Origin of the sequence: Micromonospora sp. ATA51 (assembly GCF_016802855.1) — a bacterium.
Lineage (GTDB): Bacteria > Actinomycetota > Actinomycetes > Mycobacteriales > Micromonosporaceae > Micromonospora > Micromonospora sicca.
The window spans coordinates 1-15,447 of the sequence record NZ_JAEVHJ010000028.1; the positions used below are offsets into that span (position 1 = coordinate 1).

12 protein-coding genes and 3 pseudogenes are annotated in these 15,447 nt (G+C 73.1%); 8 read left to right on the plus strand and 7 right to left on the minus strand.

Annotation, left to right across the window (positions count from 1 at the left end; translation table 11 throughout):
- Window positions 1-40: 40 nt before the first annotated feature.
- Window positions 41-733 (minus strand): class I SAM-dependent methyltransferase, encoded by a 693-nt coding sequence (locus tag JNW87_RS07445; RefSeq protein ID WP_238453380.1) that lies wholly within the window; start codon window positions 731-733, stop codon window positions 41-43.
- Window positions 734-800: 67 nt separating this feature from the next.
- Window positions 801-1,564, minus strand: a pseudogene (locus JNW87_RS07450) (SDR family oxidoreductase).
- Window positions 1,565-1,735: 171 nt separating this feature from the next.
- Between JNW87_RS07450 and mshA the strand changes: the two are divergent.
- From mshA to JNW87_RS07465, 4 genes and pseudogenes are all read left to right on the plus strand, one after another.
- On the plus strand, window positions 1,736-3,100 hold the full coding sequence (gene mshA / locus JNW87_RS07455) for a D-inositol-3-phosphate glycosyltransferase (RefSeq protein ID WP_238453362.1): 1,365 nt from the start codon (window positions 1,736-1,738) through the stop codon (window positions 3,098-3,100).
- Window positions 3,101-3,148: 48 nt separating this feature from the next.
- The gene (locus tag JNW87_RS07460; RefSeq protein WP_238453363.1) at window positions 3,149-3,703 is read left to right on the plus strand and encodes a YbjN domain-containing protein; all 555 of its coding nucleotides are present in this window, start codon (window positions 3,149-3,151) and stop codon (window positions 3,701-3,703) included.
- A gap of 75 nt (window positions 3,704-3,778) precedes the next feature.
- Window positions 3,779-4,075: pseudogene (locus JNW87_RS40475) on the plus strand (hypothetical protein); the annotation flags it as partial.
- A 209-nt stretch (window positions 4,076-4,284) separates the two neighbouring features.
- Window positions 4,285-4,728: pseudogene (locus JNW87_RS07465) on the plus strand (hypothetical protein); the annotation flags it as partial.
- Window positions 4,729-5,110: 382 nt separating this feature from the next.
- Here JNW87_RS07465 and JNW87_RS07470 read toward each other — a convergent pair.
- Both JNW87_RS07470 and JNW87_RS07475 read right to left on the minus strand, forming a co-directional pair.
- Complete coding sequence (locus tag JNW87_RS07470; RefSeq protein ID WP_238453364.1) at window positions 5,111-6,424, minus strand: MFS transporter; 1,314 nt, start codon at window positions 6,422-6,424, stop codon at window positions 5,111-5,113.
- Between the two features lie 155 nt (window positions 6,425-6,579).
- Window positions 6,580-7,905 carry an MFS transporter gene (locus JNW87_RS07475; RefSeq protein WP_238453365.1) on the minus strand — a complete coding sequence of 442 codons (1,326 nt, stop codon included), beginning with the start codon at window positions 7,903-7,905 and terminating at the stop codon, window positions 6,580-6,582.
- Window positions 7,906-8,055: 150 nt separating this feature from the next.
- Here JNW87_RS07475 and JNW87_RS07480 point away from each other — a divergent pair, with 150 nt between their 5' ends.
- Window positions 8,056-8,823 (plus strand): phosphoglyceromutase, encoded by a 768-nt coding sequence (locus JNW87_RS07480; protein ID WP_238453366.1) that lies wholly within the window; start codon window positions 8,056-8,058, stop codon window positions 8,821-8,823.
- Window positions 8,824-8,872: 49 nt separating this feature from the next.
- On the opposite strand, the gene phoU is transcribed toward JNW87_RS07480, so the two are convergent.
- Entirely contained in the window at window positions 8,873-9,526 is a 654-nt protein-coding gene (gene phoU / locus JNW87_RS07485; RefSeq protein ID WP_109803599.1) for a phosphate signaling complex protein PhoU, read from the minus strand.
- A gap of 213 nt (window positions 9,527-9,739) precedes the next feature.
- Here phoU and JNW87_RS07490 point away from each other — a divergent pair, with 213 nt between their 5' ends.
- Both JNW87_RS07490 and JNW87_RS07495 read left to right on the plus strand, forming a co-directional pair.
- Complete coding sequence (locus JNW87_RS07490; RefSeq protein WP_238453367.1) at window positions 9,740-11,032, plus strand: cell wall metabolism sensor histidine kinase WalK; 1,293 nt, start codon at window positions 9,740-9,742, stop codon at window positions 11,030-11,032.
- 21 nt (window positions 11,033-11,053) lie between these two features.
- Window positions 11,054-11,737, plus strand: a complete 684-nt coding sequence (locus tag JNW87_RS07495) for a response regulator transcription factor (protein WP_238453368.1) — start codon at window positions 11,054-11,056, stop codon at window positions 11,735-11,737.
- Window positions 11,738-12,029: 292 nt separating this feature from the next.
- Here the strand turns inward: JNW87_RS07495 and JNW87_RS07500 are convergent, their stop codons facing one another.
- Both JNW87_RS07500 and JNW87_RS07505 read right to left on the minus strand, forming a co-directional pair.
- The gene (locus tag JNW87_RS07500; RefSeq protein WP_238453369.1) at window positions 12,030-12,701 is read right to left on the minus strand and encodes a response regulator; all 672 of its coding nucleotides are present in this window, start codon (window positions 12,699-12,701) and stop codon (window positions 12,030-12,032) included.
- Window positions 12,698-14,335 (minus strand): ATP-binding protein, encoded by a 1,638-nt coding sequence (locus JNW87_RS07505; protein WP_238453370.1) that lies wholly within the window; start codon window positions 14,333-14,335, stop codon window positions 12,698-12,700. The genes JNW87_RS07500 and JNW87_RS07505 overlap by 4 nt, the downstream gene beginning before the upstream one ends.
- Window positions 14,336-14,434: 99 nt before the next feature.
- On the opposite strand from JNW87_RS07505, the gene JNW87_RS07510 reads away from it, so the two are divergent.
- Window positions 14,435-15,442: a tripartite tricarboxylate transporter substrate binding protein gene (locus JNW87_RS07510; RefSeq protein WP_109803595.1), complete on the plus strand. Its 1,008-nt coding sequence runs from the start codon at window positions 14,435-14,437 to the stop codon at window positions 15,440-15,442.
- The last annotated feature ends 5 nt before the right edge of the window (window positions 15,443-15,447 follow it).

Below are 15,447 nucleotides of genomic sequence, written 5' to 3' on the forward strand. Positions count from 1 at the left end.
GCCCGGTCGAGGTCCCGGCGGGCGGCGGCGCCGTGCACCTCTACCTCGCCGGTGAGAGTTCGCCCTGGCGCCAGCGGCGGGGGCGGTCGAGGACGGGCCAGCCGGCGGCGCGGACGGCACGGACCGTTTCCAGCCACCGGTGGCGGGGGCCGAAGGGGGCGTAGCCGGCGGCGGCCTGCCAGGCGTCGTCGAGGGCGCGGATCAGGTCGTGGATGCGTTCGCCGGGGACGTTGCGGTGGATCAGTGCCTTGGGCAGCCGCTCGGCGAGTTCGGCGGGGCTGGTCAGCGTGGTCAGCTTCGCGGCCAGGGTCAGCGTGCGGGGGCCGTCCGCGTCGAGCAGCACCCAGCCGCCGAGCCGGCCCAGCTCGTCGCAGGTCCCCTCGACCAGCAGCCCACCCGGGGCGAGCCGGTCGGTGACCGTACGCCAGGCGTCGGCGACCTCGCCCTCGTCGTACTGCCGCAGCACGTTGAACGCGCGGACCAGGGCGGGGCGCAGGCCGGCCAGTTCGAAGCCGCCCCGGGCGAAGGTAAGCCCGGGCGGGTCGGCGGCGGGCTGGGCGGCGGCGACGCGTACCGGATCGATCTCCAGCCCGACCACCCGGACGTCGGCGCGGACCCCGGCCGCCAGTCGGGCCCGCAGCTCGACGGCGGTGACCGGGGTGGCGCCGTAGCCCAGGTCGACCACCAGCGGGTCGGCCGCCGCCCGCAGGGCGTCGCCGCAGGTCTCGACGATCCAGTTGTCGACCCGCCGGAGCCGGTTCGGATTCGTCGTCCCCCGGTGACCACGCCCAAGGGCTTCATCAGGTCACCCGGTGCACCTTGTGCTGGGCGGCCTGGGCCAGCGGGCGCACCACCAGCCGGTCCACGTTGACGTGGTGTGGGCGGGTGGCGCACCAGGCGATGCAGTCGGCGACGTCCTCGGCGACCAGCGGTTCGGCCACCCCGGCGTAGACCGCGGCGCCTTGTCCGCGTCCCCGCCGAAGCGGACCAGGCCGAACTCGTCGGTCTTCACCATCCCCGGGTCGATCTCGATCACCCGCACCGGCCGCCCGCTGAGCTCCAGGCGCAGGGTGCCCGCGATCGCGGTCTGCGCGTGCTTCGCGGCGGCGTAGCCGCCCCCGCCCTCGTACACGGTGAAGCCGGCGGTGGAGCTGACGATCACGATGGTGCCGGCGCCGGAGGCCACCAGCGCCGGCAGGAGCGCCTGGGTGACCCGGAGCGTGCCGAGCACGTTCACGTCGTACATCCACTGCCAGTCGCCCACCGAGCCGGACTCCACCGGGTCGAGGCCGCGCGCCCCGCCGGCGTTGTTGACCAGCAGAGTGACCGGCCCGGGCGCGGCGGCGGCCGCCTCGGCCAGCCCGGCCACCGACTCGTCGGAGGTGACGTCGCAGGCGACCGCGGTCGCGCTGCCGCCGGCGGCCGCGATCTCGGCGACCAGGTCGGTCAGCCGGTCGGTACGCCGCGCGGCGGCGAGCACGTGGAAGCCCTCGGCGGCCAGCCGGCGGGCGGTGGCCGCGCCGATCCCGCTGGACGCCCCGGTGACGATCGCGACTGAGGTCATCCGGTCATTCTGCCCCCGCCCGTGGTGCCCCGCGGTGATGAGGTCCGTCACCCCGGGGCCCCGGCGACACGCATTTCCGAAGCCCGATGGGGAAGATGACACCCGGCGTGGAGGTTGACCGAGAAGCGCCGGTCGTGCGGAACGGCATCAACCGTGGCAGAGGGAGCGGACGTGGCGGACTTGCACACCGGTGTCGGTCGTCAGCGAGGTGCCCTGCCGTGGCCCCGGCCGCGCCGGATCGCCACCCTCTCCGTGCACACCTCCCCCCTGCACCAGCCCGGCACGGGCGACGCGGGGGGCATGAACGTCTACATCCTGGAGGTCGCCCGCCGGCTGGCCGAGGCCGACGTCGAGGTGGAGATCTTCACCCGGGCCACCTCCGGTGACCTGCCCCCGGTGGTCGAGATGGCCCCCGGCGTGCACGTCCGGCACGTCACCTCCGGCCCCCTGGAAGGGCTCACCAAGGAGGAACTTCCCGGGCAGCTCTGCGCGTTCACCGCCGGGGTGCTGCGCGCCGAGGCGGCCCGCCCGCCCGGCCACTACGACCTGATCCACTCGCACTACTGGCTCTCCGGGCAGGTCGGCTGGCTGGCCAAGGAGCGCTGGGGGGTGCCGCTGGTGCACACCGCGCACACCCTGGCGAAGGTGAAGAACGCCCAGCTCGCCGCCGGCGACCGGCCGGAGCCGAAGGCCCGGGTCATCGGCGAGGAACAGGTGGTCGCGGAGGCCGACCGGTTGGTCGCCAACACCCGGGTGGAGGCCCGCGACCTGCTCGGCCGGTACGACGCCGATCCGGACCGGGTGGCCGTGGTCGAGCCCGGCGTCGACCTGGAGCGGTTCCGCCCGGCCGCCGGGGATCGGGACCTCGCCCGGCTCGCCGCCCGCCGCCGGCTGGGGCTGCCCACCCAGGGGTACGTGGTGGCCTTCGTCGGCCGGATCCAGCCGCTCAAGGCGCCCGACGTGCTGATCCGGGCGGTGGCCGCGCTGCGCCACCGGGATCCCGCGATCGCCGACGAGCTGACCGTGGTGATCTGCGGCGGTCCCAGCGGCAGCGGCCTGGACCGGCCGACCGCCCTGATCGAGCTGGCCGCCTCGCTCGGCGTCGCCGACCGGGTGTGCTTCCTGCCGCCGCAGACCGGCGAGGACCTGCCCGCCCTCTACCGGGCCGCCGACCTGGTCGCGGTGCCGTCGTACAACGAGTCGTTCGGGCTGGTCGCGCTGGAGGCCCAGGCCTGCGGTACGCCGGTGCTGGCCGCCGCGGTGGGCGGCCTGGTCACCGCCGTCCGGGACGGGGTGAGCGGGGTGCTGATCGACGGCCACGACCCGGTCGACTGGGCCCGTACGCTCGCCAGGCTGCTGCCGGACCCGCTCCGCCGGGCGGCCCTGAGCCGGGGCGCGGAGCGGCACGCGGCCAACTTCTCCTGGCAGCGGACGGTCTCCGGCCTGCTCGCGGTCTACGGCGAGGCGATGGCCGAGCACCGCGCCCGGCTCGCCGACCGGCTGGCCGGTGACCCCGCGCTGTCCTGCTCCTGGTGAGGCGTCCGCCGCCCGTGGGCGGCCCGGTGCGGCCGTAAAGTGGGTCCGATGAGCCGTAGGAGCGACGTCGCCGCCCTGATCGAGTCGGTCTGCGCCGAGCGTGAGCTGGACTGGGAGTCGACCGGCGAGGGGTCGTACGGGGTCACCCTGCCGGGCACGCACAAGCTCAGGACGATCTGCAACCTGATCGTCGGCGAGCACGCGTTGCGGGTCGAGGCGTTCGTGATGCGCCAGCCGGACGAGCGCCGCGAGGAGCTGTGGGCCTGGCTGCTGCAGCGCAACGCCCGGATGTACGGGGTCTCCTTCTCCATCGACGCGGTCGGCGACGTCTACCTCACCGGCCGGGTCAACCTGGCCGGGATCGACGAGGACGAGCTGGACCGGCTGCTGGGCGCCGTACTGACCTACGCCGACGATTCGTTCGACAGCATGCTGGAGATCGGCTTCGGCACGGCGATCCGCCGCGAGTGGGAGTGGCGGGTCAAGCGGGGCGAGTCGACGGCCAACCTGGCCGCGTTCGCCCACCTCTTCGAGCCCTCCGCCGGGGCCGGCCGGGCGGCGGGCGGCGTCGGTTCGACCGCCGGAGGTTCGGAGCCGTCCTGACGGGTATGCCGCACCGCGCGGTGCGGTAATGGGACCCACCGCGGGCCGAGGACGGACTGTCGAGGAGCGTGTCCCATGGCTCAGCGCAACAGCTCAGGTCGCGGCGGGACTGCGACGAGGACCAAGCAGCAACCCGGCAACCAGACCCCGGGGACGCCAAACATCTCCGAGTCTGAGATCTCCCGGATGAGGGTGGACGACATCCGCGGCCAACTCCGCCGGCGCGGGGTCTCCGGGATCTCCGCCCTGCGCAAGCCGGAGTTGGTGAAGACGTTGGCCCGGACCATGCGGGCGGAGAGCCGGGGCGGCGCCGCCGCCCGCAAGGCCACCGGGCGGCCGGCCGCGCCGCCCCGACGAAGAGGGCGGCCGCCAAGAAGGCTCCGGCGAAGAAGACGCCGCGGCCCGGGCGAAGGCGGCGCCCGCCGCGAAGGCCACGGGCGCGCGGGCGAAGAAGGCGGCCCCCGCGAAGAAGGCGCCGGCCGCGAAGAAGGCGCCGGCCGCGAAGAAGGCGCCGGCCGCGAAGAAGGCGCCCGCCGGCAAGAAGGCGGTCCCCACCAAGAAGGCGCAACCGTCCCGGGCCCGCCCCGCGAAGGCGCCAGCCGGGGCAGGCGCGAGGGCGCGCCGCCCGGGGCGCCGGTATGGCGGCGGCGACGCCGGTCCGGACCGGGCGGTCCTCGTCCCGTTCGGTGCGGTCGTCCCAGCAGGTCACTTCGATCGAGGATCGTCCCGAACGTCCCGGTCGGAGCCTGGTGACCGCCAACCACGAGGTGATCCAGCGGTGGGCGCGGGCCCGCAACGCCAAGCCGGCCACCATCGCGGGCACCGAACGGGAGGGCCGGCCGGGGGTGCTGACGTTCAACATTCCGGGCTACCGGGAGAGCAGCCGGATCCGGGAAATCACCTGGGACGACTGGTTCCGGACATTCGACATCCGTGGGCTGAACCTGATCTACCAGGAGCAGATGCGGGACGGCCGGCAGAGCAACTTCTTCCGTACGGAAAACCCGGATCGGGAGGACGCCTGAGGTTTACGGGAATGGCCGGTGGGAACCCGCTGTTGACACATCCATGGCCCGGAGCAAGGACAGCCGGATTTCCGACACGAATGCTGTGACGGGCGAGACACTGATCTGAGTTGAATCCAGAATCCGGGCGAACTAACTTTATTGCACCGCGCCACGCTTGGAATCGTTCGGGGGAGCGGCGGATCGATCAGATCCGCGCAAGCGAGGCGCGAGGGAAACAGGTGGAGCACACCGTTGGGGGACGGTGCCACCTGTGGAACCGGCGGCGCGAGCGGGCGACGCTTACGGGGGTGAGTGTCGCCCGCCGCCGCCGGGCGTACGGTGCGGGCGTCCACCACGACGGGGGTCGTGGTGGGCGCCCAGCGCCGTTTCCGGGCCAGGCTCAGCGGCCCGCGGCCACGGCTTCCGCCCGACGTTCCCGGTCGCGCAGCGCGGCCACCCGGCGCTCCCGGGGCGGACCCGCCAGCAGGTGGCCGACCGCCGCCGCCAGGCCCAGCCCGCCGACGACCAGCCAGTGCCGGTCGCCCAGGTACTGCAGGCTCAGGCCGCCCAGCGCGGGCGCCACGAACGACGCCGCCGGGAAGGTCAGGTAGAAGACCGACTGATACCGGGCGCGCAGCTCCGGCGGTGCCAGGTCGGCGTTGATCTGCGCGTTCGGCGGCGCGGCGAGCATCGAGCCGATCGTCCAGACCACCGCCGCGCCGAGGTAGAACGGCAGCTTGTCGGCGACGGCCAGCGCGCCGAAGCCGAGCGCCATCAGCCCGGTGGAGACCGACAGCACGGTCGCCTTCCGGTAGGGCTCGATCAGCCGGGGCACGAAGAGCTGCCCGAGCACGATCAGCGCGCCGCCGAGCGCCACCACCACGCCGTACGCCGACGGGCCCAGGCCGTCCGCGCGCATCGCCAGCGGCATGATCGTCGAGGTCTGCATGGTGAGCACGGCCAGCACGAAGGTCAGCCCGACGAAGGCCAGGAAGGTCCGGTCGGTCAGCGCGGTGACCAGCCCCGGCCGCCGGGAGCCCGAAGGGGCCTCGTGGGCCGCCGGATCGGCCGTGCCTGCCGCGCCGGGACCGGCCGTGTCGGCCGCCGCGCCGCGCCGGCGGGTCCGGGCGAGCGTCTCGGGAACCTTCCAGGCGATGATCGCGGCGGCGGCCAGCGTGGCGCCGGCGTCCACCAGGAACAGGGCGACGAAGCTCGCCTCGGCGAGCACGCCGGCCAGCAGCGAGGCGACCGCCATGCCCAGGTTGAACGCCCAGAACTGCAGGTTGAACGCGCGCGAGCGGCGGGCCTCGGGCACCACGTCGACGATCGCCGCCACGAACGCCGGACTGGGCATCGAGTGAACCACCCCGACCAGCGCGGCGAGCACCGCGATCACCGCCAGGTGCCGGCTGAACGCCAGCGCCACCATCAGCCCGGCGGCGCCGAGGTGCGCGGCGAGCAGGGTGGCCCGCCGGCCCCAGCGATCGGCCAGCACCCCGCCGAGCAGCACGCCGACCGCCCCGCCGGCCCCGTACGCCCCGACCACCGCCCCGGCCAGCGCCTCGGAAGCGCCCCGCACGCCGGTGAGGTAGAGCGACAGGAACAGCATCGCGAACGCGCCGGCCCGGTTGATCAGCAGGCCGGACCAGAGGTACCAGAAGGTGGCAGGCAGCCCGCCGGCCGTGTCGTGCCACCAGCGCCGCAGCCCCCGCACCTGTCCTCCATGAAGGTTTGTCAACAGACCACACCCGACCGTAGGGAGGGGCAGGCCGGGTCGCCAGGGTGACCGCGGTCACCGCGCCCTGATCATGCCGCGGCACCGCAGGTCACGGCAGGAACAGCGGCGACCTCGCAGCGGCCGGGCGTATCTCAGGAGCGGGTCGGGACGGGCTCGGCCGGCGCGGTCGCGGCGGCCTCGGCCGCCTCGGGGGCCGGGGGCTGGATGACGGTGACCGGCCGGACCGGCACCACGGCCGTGCGGAGCTGGACGGCCCGCCGCTCCCGGGCCGGGCCCGAGACCAGGTGGGCCACCGCCATCACCGCGCCGATCGCGGCGCAGCCGAACCACAACGCGCCGTTGCCGACGTGCTCCCGCACCAGGCCGCCGAGGATCGGGGCGGCCGCCCCGGCGATCTGCCAGGAGAGCGAGAAGACGCCCTGGTAGCGCCCGCGCAGTTCGGCCGGCGAGAGCTCGGCGATCAGGGTGGAGTTGGACGGCGAGTTGAGCATCTCGCCGAGGGTCCAGATCAGCACCGTGACCCCGTAGAACCAGGCCGTGCCGGCGAACGCGGTCAGGCCGAAGCCCACGCCCATCACCAGCGAGGCCAGCGCCAGCACGTGCGACCGGCTGCGTCCCTTGATCAGCCGGGGTACGAAGAGCTGCCCGACCACGATCAGCACCCCGTTGAGCGCGATCACCGAGCCGTACGTGGCCGGGCTGAGGCCGGAGTCGCCCATGGCGATCGGCAGCATCGAGATGTGCTGGAGGAAGACGAGCGCGGCGAACAGGTTCAGCGCGACGAAGCCCAGGTAGACCCGGTCGGTGAGGATGGTCCGCAGCGCGCCCGCGGGCGCGGCGTCGCCCTTGGCGACGGGGGTCGCCGAGGCGGTGCGGGTCTCCTTCACCCGGGTGAAGATGATCAGTGCGGTGATCAGCGTGGTGGCCGCGTCGACCACGAAGAGCAGCAGATAGCCGGCCTGGGCGGCCATTCCGGCGAGCACGGCGGCGCAGGCGAACCCCAGGTTGATCGCCCAGTAGTTCAGCGAGAAGGCGCGCAGCCGGTCCTTCTCCGGCACCACGTCGATCATCATGGCGCCGAACGCCGGCCGGGCGGCCTCGGCGAAGGTGCCCAGCAGCAGCGCGCCCAGGGCCACCGCCCAGAGCGGCCGGGCCAGGCCGAGCGCGAGCATCATGGTGGCCGCGCCCAGGTGCGCGGTGAGCAGCGTGGGGCGCCGCCCCCACCGGTCGGCGAGGGTGCCGCCGACGGTGGTGCCGACCGCGCCGCCGACGCCCCATGCGCCGAGCACCAGGCCGGCCTGCGAGGCCGAGAAGCCGCGCTCCTGGGTGAGGTAGATGGCGAGGAAGACCAGGACGAACGAGCCGAGCCGGTTGATCAGCGTCCCGGTCCAGAGGTACCAGAAGGCCCTCGGCAGACCGCCCGTCGTGTCCCGGAACCAGCCCCGTACCGTCCGCACCGCGTCGCCCCCGTTTGTAATGACCGGCGTATCTCAAGCGCCTTACAACCTAGTCCCGCCCCGGAACGCCGGTCATCAGCTTTTCCACGTGGTGGTCGTCACCGACCGGTCCCCGCGTGTCCACCGGCGGCGTACGGCAGGATGATCGGCATGACTGCGAGCGAGGGGCCCACCGTCGGGACGCTGGTCCTGCTGCGGCACGGCGAGAGTGACTGGAACGCGAAGAACCTCTTCACCGGCTGGGTCGACGTCGACCTGACCGCCAAGGGTGAGGCGGAGGCGCGCCGCGGCGGCGAGCTGATGCGCGAGCACAGCCTCCTGCCGGACGTCATGCACACCAGCGTGCTGCGCCGGGCGATCCGCACCGGCGAGCTGGCGCTCGACGCCGCCGACCGGCACTGGATCGCGGTGCGCCGGTCGTGGCGGCTCAACGAGCGGCACTACGGCGCCCTGCAGGGCAAGAACAAGAAGCAGACCCTCGACGAGTACGGCGAGGAGCAGTTCATGCTCTGGCGCCGCTCGTACGACACGCCGCCGCCGCCGATCGACGACAACGACGAGTGGTCCCAGGCCGGCGACCCCCGGTACGCGCTGCTGCCGACCGAGCTGATGCCGCGCACCGAGTGCCTCAAGGACGTCGTCGATCGGATGCTGCCCTACTGGTACGACTCGATCGTGCCGGACATCCTGGCCGGCCGGACGGTGCTGGTCGCCGCGCACGGCAACTCGCTGCGCGCCCTGGTCAAGCACCTCGACCAGATCTCCGACGAGGCGATCGCCAAGCTGAACATCCCGACCGGGATCCCGCTGCGCTACGACCTCGACCCGCAGCTGCGTCCGCTGACGCTGGGCGGGACGTACCTCGACCCGGCCGCCGCCAAGGAGGCCGCCGCCGCGGTGGCCAACCAGGGCCGCTGATCCGACGACGAAGGCCCCCGGGTGACCGGGGGCCTTCGTCGTGTCCGGCTCAGCTCGCCGAGGGGCTGTTCACCCCGGTGATCAGGTAGACCACGTGCTCGCCGGCGTTCACCGCGTGGTCGGCGAAGCGCTCGTAGAACCGGCCGAGCAGGGTGGCGTCGATCGCCGTCTCCACCCCGTACGGCCAGTCGTCGCCGAGCAGCACGCCGAACAGGCTCTTGTGCAGGTCGTCCATGGCGTCGTCGTCGCGGTCCAGCTCCGCGGCGAGGTCGGCGTCGGGCTTGGCCAGCACCGAGCCGATCTTCTCGGCCATCCGGTCGGCGATCCCGGCCATGTCGGTGAAGACCGGCCGCAGCTCGGCCGGCACGGCCGGGGACGGGTGCCGGCGCAGCGCGGTCTTGGCGACGTGGTCGGCCAGATCGCCCATCCGCTCCAGGTCGGCGGCCACGTGCAGGGCGGTGATCATGGCGCGGAGGTCGGAGGCGACCGGCGCCTGCCGGGCGAGCAGGTCGCACACCCGCTCCTCGACGTGCCGGTACAGCTCGTCGATCTCGGCGTCCCGCGCGATCACGGCCTCCGACGCCTCGCGGTCGGCGGTGAGCAGGCCGCGGGTGGCCTGGCGCATCGCGGCGCGCACCCCCTCCGCCATGTCCACCAGCAGTTGGCTGACAATCTGCAGGTCGGCCCGGAATTCGTCGCGCATCGTCACTTCCTGGGGTCGGTGGCCGCGCGCCGGCCCGGGGATCCGGTGCCGGTGCGGCTTGAGCAGGTGCGCGACAACCGTAGGCCGGGGGAGCGGACCCGAGGTGAACGAGGGTGAACGACACGGGACCCGCGGGTGAACATTCCCGGAAGTGAGAGTGATTCGTCCCGGTCTGGGCGATCCCCAGGTTAACAATGACCCTACGATCGCCAGGTGGAATGGGCGGTGGCGATCGTGGTGGCCCTGGCTCTGGTGACCGGACTGGTCGCCGGGCTGCTGCTGTCCCGACCCCTCGGCGACCGGTGGCGCCGCTCGCGGCTGTCCGGGGACGGGGGCTTGCGCCCCAGTGCAGGGAGGCCGGAGATGCCCGACGACCAGCAGAGCGGGCTCTCCGGGCTCGGCCGCAAGACGATCGACTCGCTGCGGGCCGGCGTCGTGGTGCTGGATCCGGGCGACGTCCCGGTCCTGGTCAACCCCGCGGCGCGGGCCCTGGGCCTGCTCCGGACCGGCCCCACGCCCGGCTCCATCGCCGCCCACCCGCTGATCCGTACCCTCGCCGGGCAGGTCCGCCGCACCGGCGTACGGCGGGAGATCGAGCTGGACCTGCCGCGCGGACGGGACAACGCGGGGGACAACCCGCTCGGGGTGCACCTGCGCGCGATGGGGCTCGGCGCCGGCTACATCTCGGTGGAGGCGGCCGACGTCACCGAGTCGCACCGGCTGGCCCGGGTCCGCCGGGACTTCGTGGCCAACGTCAGCCACGAGCTGAAGACCCCGATCGGCGCGCTGCAACTGCTCGCCGAGGCGCTGGTGGACGCCACCGAGCCGACCGGTGACGGGGCGCCGGACCTCTCCGAGGACCTGATCGCCGCCCGGCGGTTCGCCGAGCGGATCCAGCACGAGTCGACCCGACTCGGTCGGCTGGTGCAGGAGCTGCTGGAGCTGACCCGGCTCCAGGGCGCCGAGCCGCAGCCCCCGCCGGAGCCGGTGTCGGTGGACTGGGTGATCGCCGAGGTGATCGACCGGACCCGCACCGCGGCCACCGCGCGCCGGGTGGACGTCGTGGTCGACGGCGCGCGCGGCCTGACCGTGTACGGCAGCGACACCCAGATCGCCACTGCGGTGGCCAATCTGGTCGAGAACGCCATCAACTACTCGGGCGAGGACACCACCGTCCGGGTGACCGCCCGGGCCACCGACGAGCACGTCGAGATCGCCGTCGCCGACCAGGGCATCGGCATCGCCCCGAACGAGGTCGACCGGATCTTCGAGCGGTTCTACCGGGCCGACCAGGCCCGGTCGCGCTCCACCGGTGGCACCGGCCTCGGCCTGGCCATCGTCAAACACATCGCCAGCAACCATGGCGGCCGGGTGGAGGTGTCGAGCACTCTTGGTGGGGGGTCGACGTTCACCCTCCGGCTGCCCGCCAGCCCCCCGGACGACCTGGAGGCGACACTCTCCTCCGCTGGGATCGAGGCCGGCCCGGCCGGGTTCCGGCAGGCCTGACCACAGGAAAGGAAACACCCGTTGAGCCGCGTACTGGTGGTCGAGGACGAGGAATCGTTCTCCGACGCCCTGTCCTACATGCTCCGCAAGGAGGGTTTCGAGGTCTCCGTCGCCGCGACGGGTCCCTCCGCCCTCACCGAGTTCGACCGGACCGGCGCCGACATCGTGCTGCTCGACCTGATGTTGCCGGAGATGTCGGGCACCGAGGTCTGCCGGCAGCTCCGGCAGCGCTCGCACGTGCCGATCATCATGGTCACCGCCCGGGACAGTGAGATCGACAAGGTGGTGGGCCTGGAGATCGGGGCCGACGACTACGTGACCAAGCCGTACTCGCCGCGCGAGCTGGTGGCCCGTATCCGGGCGGTGCTGCGCCGGCAGAGCGCGGAGGTGGCCGAGTCGGGCGCCCCGACCCTCGCCGCCGGCCCGGTCCGGATGGACATCGAGCGGCACGTGGTGACCGTCGACGGGGCCGCCGTCCAGCTGCCGCTGAAGGAGTTCGAGCTGCTGGAACTGCTGCTGCGCAACGCCGGCCGGGTGCTCACCCGGGGGCAGTTGATCGACCGGGTCTGGGGCGCCGACTACGTGGGCGACACGAAGACCCTGGACGTGCATGTCAAGCGGCTGCGCTCCAAGGTCGAGCCGGAGCCGTCCGCGCCGCGCTTCATCGTCACCGTCCGCGGCCTGGGCTACAAGTTCGAGCCGTGACCGGTCCGGCCCGTGGCGGGCCAGGTAGGCGCGATCACCGCCGCCCGCCGTCGGCTGCCCGCCCTCCGGCATCGCGGCCCGCCGCGGGGCGCGGTGGCCCGGCGCGGGAGGGTGGATGCCCGAGAGGCGATATGCCTGAGAGGCATATTTATGACGCTCCGGCATATCGCTCGTCGGGGTTGCCCTCTCGTGGGTCCGGGTTGACGGGCTGGCCGTGGGGTGCTCGACGGGGACCCGGCCGCCGCCGAGGCGCCAGGCGCCGCGCCGGCGCCCTCGTCGACGCCGCCCTGGCTCAGCCCACCCAGCAGTACCGGCGTTCCGGCCGGCCGGCCGCGCCGTAACGCAGGCTCACCTCCGCCCGGCCGGTGCCCGAGAAGTGCTCCAGGTAGCGGCGGGCGCTGACCCGGGAGATGCCCACCCGGTTGGCGCACTCGGCGGCCGAAAGGGTGCCGGTGTGCTCACGGAGCGCGCGTTCGACCAGCTCGGCGGTCTCCGAGCTCAACCCGCGGGGCAGCGCCGGGTTGGCGACCGAGCCGCTGCGGGACAGCACCCGGTCGACATCGGCCTGGTCGCTGACCACCGTGGCGCGCAGCGTGTTGCGCCGGGCCGCGTACTGCTCCAGCCGGGTCCGCAGCTCCTCGAAGCCGAACGGCTTGAGCAGGTAGTTGACCGCGCCGTAGCGGACCGCCCGGCGGACCGCCTCCGCCTCCCGCGCGGCGCTGATGACCAGGACGTCGCAGTCGTGCCGGGCGGCCCGCAGCCGGGTCACCACGTCCAGGCCGAACATGTCCGGCAGGTAGAGGTCCAGCAGCACCAGGTCGGGGCGGAGCTCGTCGACCTTCGCGACGGCCTGCTCGCCGGTGCTGGCCGTCCCCACCACCCGGAAGCCCTCGATCCGCTCGACGAACCCGCAGTGGATCCGCGCCACCATGAAGTCGTCGTCGACGACGAGCACGTCGATCATCGAACCTCCTCCAGCGCAGGCGACACCGACATCCGGGCGGTGAACATCGCGCCCTCCTCGGTGTTCGTCACCGCGACCTCACCGCCGCGACGGTGGCAGACCAGCCGGGTGAGCGCCAACCCGATGCCCCGCTCGCCGCCCTGGGCCGCCTTGGTGGTGAACCCGTGGGTGAAGACCTCCTTGGCCAGCTCCGGGGCGACCCCGGGGCCGGAGTCGCGCACCACGATCTCCACCGACGAGGCGTCCTGCCGCAGCTCGACCTCCACCCAGGCGGGCCCGTCGCCAATTGTCTCCCGGCCACCGGCGATCGCCTCGACCGCGTTGTCCACCAGGTTGCCGACGACCGTGGCCACGTCCGCCGAGACCTCGGGATCCAGCCGGTCGAGTCCGGTCCGCTCGGAGATCCGCAGCTCCACCCGGCGCTCGGCGGCCACGGCCGACTTCGCCATCAGCAGGGCGGCCACCGCCGTGTCGTGGATCCGGCTGGTGACCGTCAGGTCGAGCGAGGCGCGGTGCCGGCTCAGCGCGTCGACGTACCGGACCACCTCGTCGTGCTCGCCGATCTGGATCAGCCCGGAGATGGTGTGCAGCTGGTTGGCGAACTCGTGGGTCTGCGCCCGGAGCAGCTCGGTGGTGCTGCGGAACGAGCCGATCTCCCGCTCCAGCCGGGCCAGTTCGGTCCGGTCCCGCAGGGTGGTCACCGAGCCCAGCCGGCGGCCGTCCTTGGTGATCGTCATCCGGTTCATCACCAGCACCCGGCCGCCCCGGACGACCACCTGGTCGCGCGCCTCCGGGCCGCTGCCGGCCAGCACGTCCCGCAGCCGGCCGGAGATCCGCAGCTCGGACAGGCTCCGGCCGAGGCAGTCCTCGGGCAGGTCGAGCAGGCGCCGGCCGACGGAGTTGACCAGCGTGACCCGCCGCTGCGGATCCAGCGCGATCACCCCCTCGGCGATGCCGTGCAGCAGCGCCTCCCGGTGCTCGGCCAGGCCGGCGATTTCCCGCGGCTCCAGGCCGAGAGTCTGCCGCTTGATCCGCCGGGCCAGCAGCCAGGACCCGACCACTCCGAGCGCGCTCGCGATCCCGAGGTAGGTGAAGAGGTACGACGAGGCGCCGACCAGCCGCTGTGACCAGGTCCGCGAAACCTCGCCGATCACCACCACGCCCAGGTACCGGCCGAGGTTCTCTTCCCGGGCGCCGAGCACCGGCACCTGGGCCACCAGTTCGCGCGACCCGTCGACCTCCAGCTCGCCGAACCAGCTCCGGCCCTGCGCCACCTGGGGATCGCCGAGCACCACCGGGCTGCCCACCAGGGTGGGGTTCGTGGAGCTGACCACCCGGCCGCGGGCGTCGGCCACGGTCACCGAGGTGACGCCGGACTGGGTCCGCGTGTTCTGCACCAGCGGGGCGATCGCCTCGGCGGGCGCCACCCGGTTGAGCCGGTCCCGGAGCAGCGCGCTGCCGGCGAGCTGCTCGCCCAGGGCGGCGACCCGGCGCCCCTCAACCCGGTTGAAGGTGGCCGCCGACTGGGCGAGCGAGACAGCGGCCACGGCCACCAGCACCACGACGATGATCGCGAGCTGGAGGACCAGCAGCTGCCCGGCCAGGGTTCGGCGGCGGGACGTGATCGCGACCACAAAGACCTCAACTTCCGCTGGTGACACAACGCAGACAGGCGGCCCGCGCGGAGGTCACCATCTTGCCGCTGGACTCATTCGAAACGGAAGAGAAACAAGATGGCAACTAGGAGAAACCTGCTGGTCATGGGGGTCGCCGCCGCCTCGGCGCTGGCCCTGGCTGCCTGCGGCGCCACCGCCGACAAGAACGAGGGCGGCTCCAGCAACGACGGCAAGCCGGTCAGCGGTCTGCGGATCATGGTGCCGAACACGCCCGGCGGCGGGTACGACACCACCGCCCGGACCGCCGCGAAGGTGATGGAGGACGCCAAGATCGCCACCGGTGTGCAGGTGTTCAACCTGCCCGGCGCGGGCGGCACGGTCGGCCTCCAGCGGACCGTGAACGAGAAGGGCAACGGCAAGCTCGCCATGCAGATGGGGCTGGGCGTGGTCGGTGCCTCGTACACCTCCAAGTCGTCGGCGACGCTGACCCAGACCACCCCGCTGGCCAAGATGATCGAGGAGGCCGGCGCCATCGTGGTGCCGAAGGACTCGCCGTACAAGACGATCGGTGACCTGGTCGCGGCCTGGAAGGCCAACCCCAAGGGTCTCGCGGTCGGCGGCGGCTCCTCGCCCGGCGGCCCGGACCACCTGCTGCCGATGCAGCTCGCGAAGACCGTCGGCATCGACCCCCGCCAGGTCAACTTCGTCTCCTACGACGGCGGCGGCGAGCTGCTGCCGGCCGTGCTCGGCGGCAAGGTGGCCTTCGGCGCCAGCGGCTTCGGCGAGTTCCTCGACCAGGTCGAGGCCGGCCAGATCCGGGTCCTCGCGGTGACCAGCGAGGCGCCCATCGACGCGCTCAAGGATGTGCCGACGCTCAAGTCCGCCGGCATCGACCTGGTCTTCACCAACTGGCGGGGCATCGTCGCGCCCCCCGGGATCAGCGACGCCGACAAGAAGGTCTGGATCGACGTGCTGACGAAGATGCACGAGTCCGAGGAGTGGAAGGCCGAGCTGGCCAAGCGCGGCTGGACCGACGCATTCGTCACCGGCGACGAGTTCGGCACCTTCCTGACCGAGCAGGACAAGGCCGTGGCCGACGTGCTCAAGCAGCTCGGGTTGGCATGAGCGGC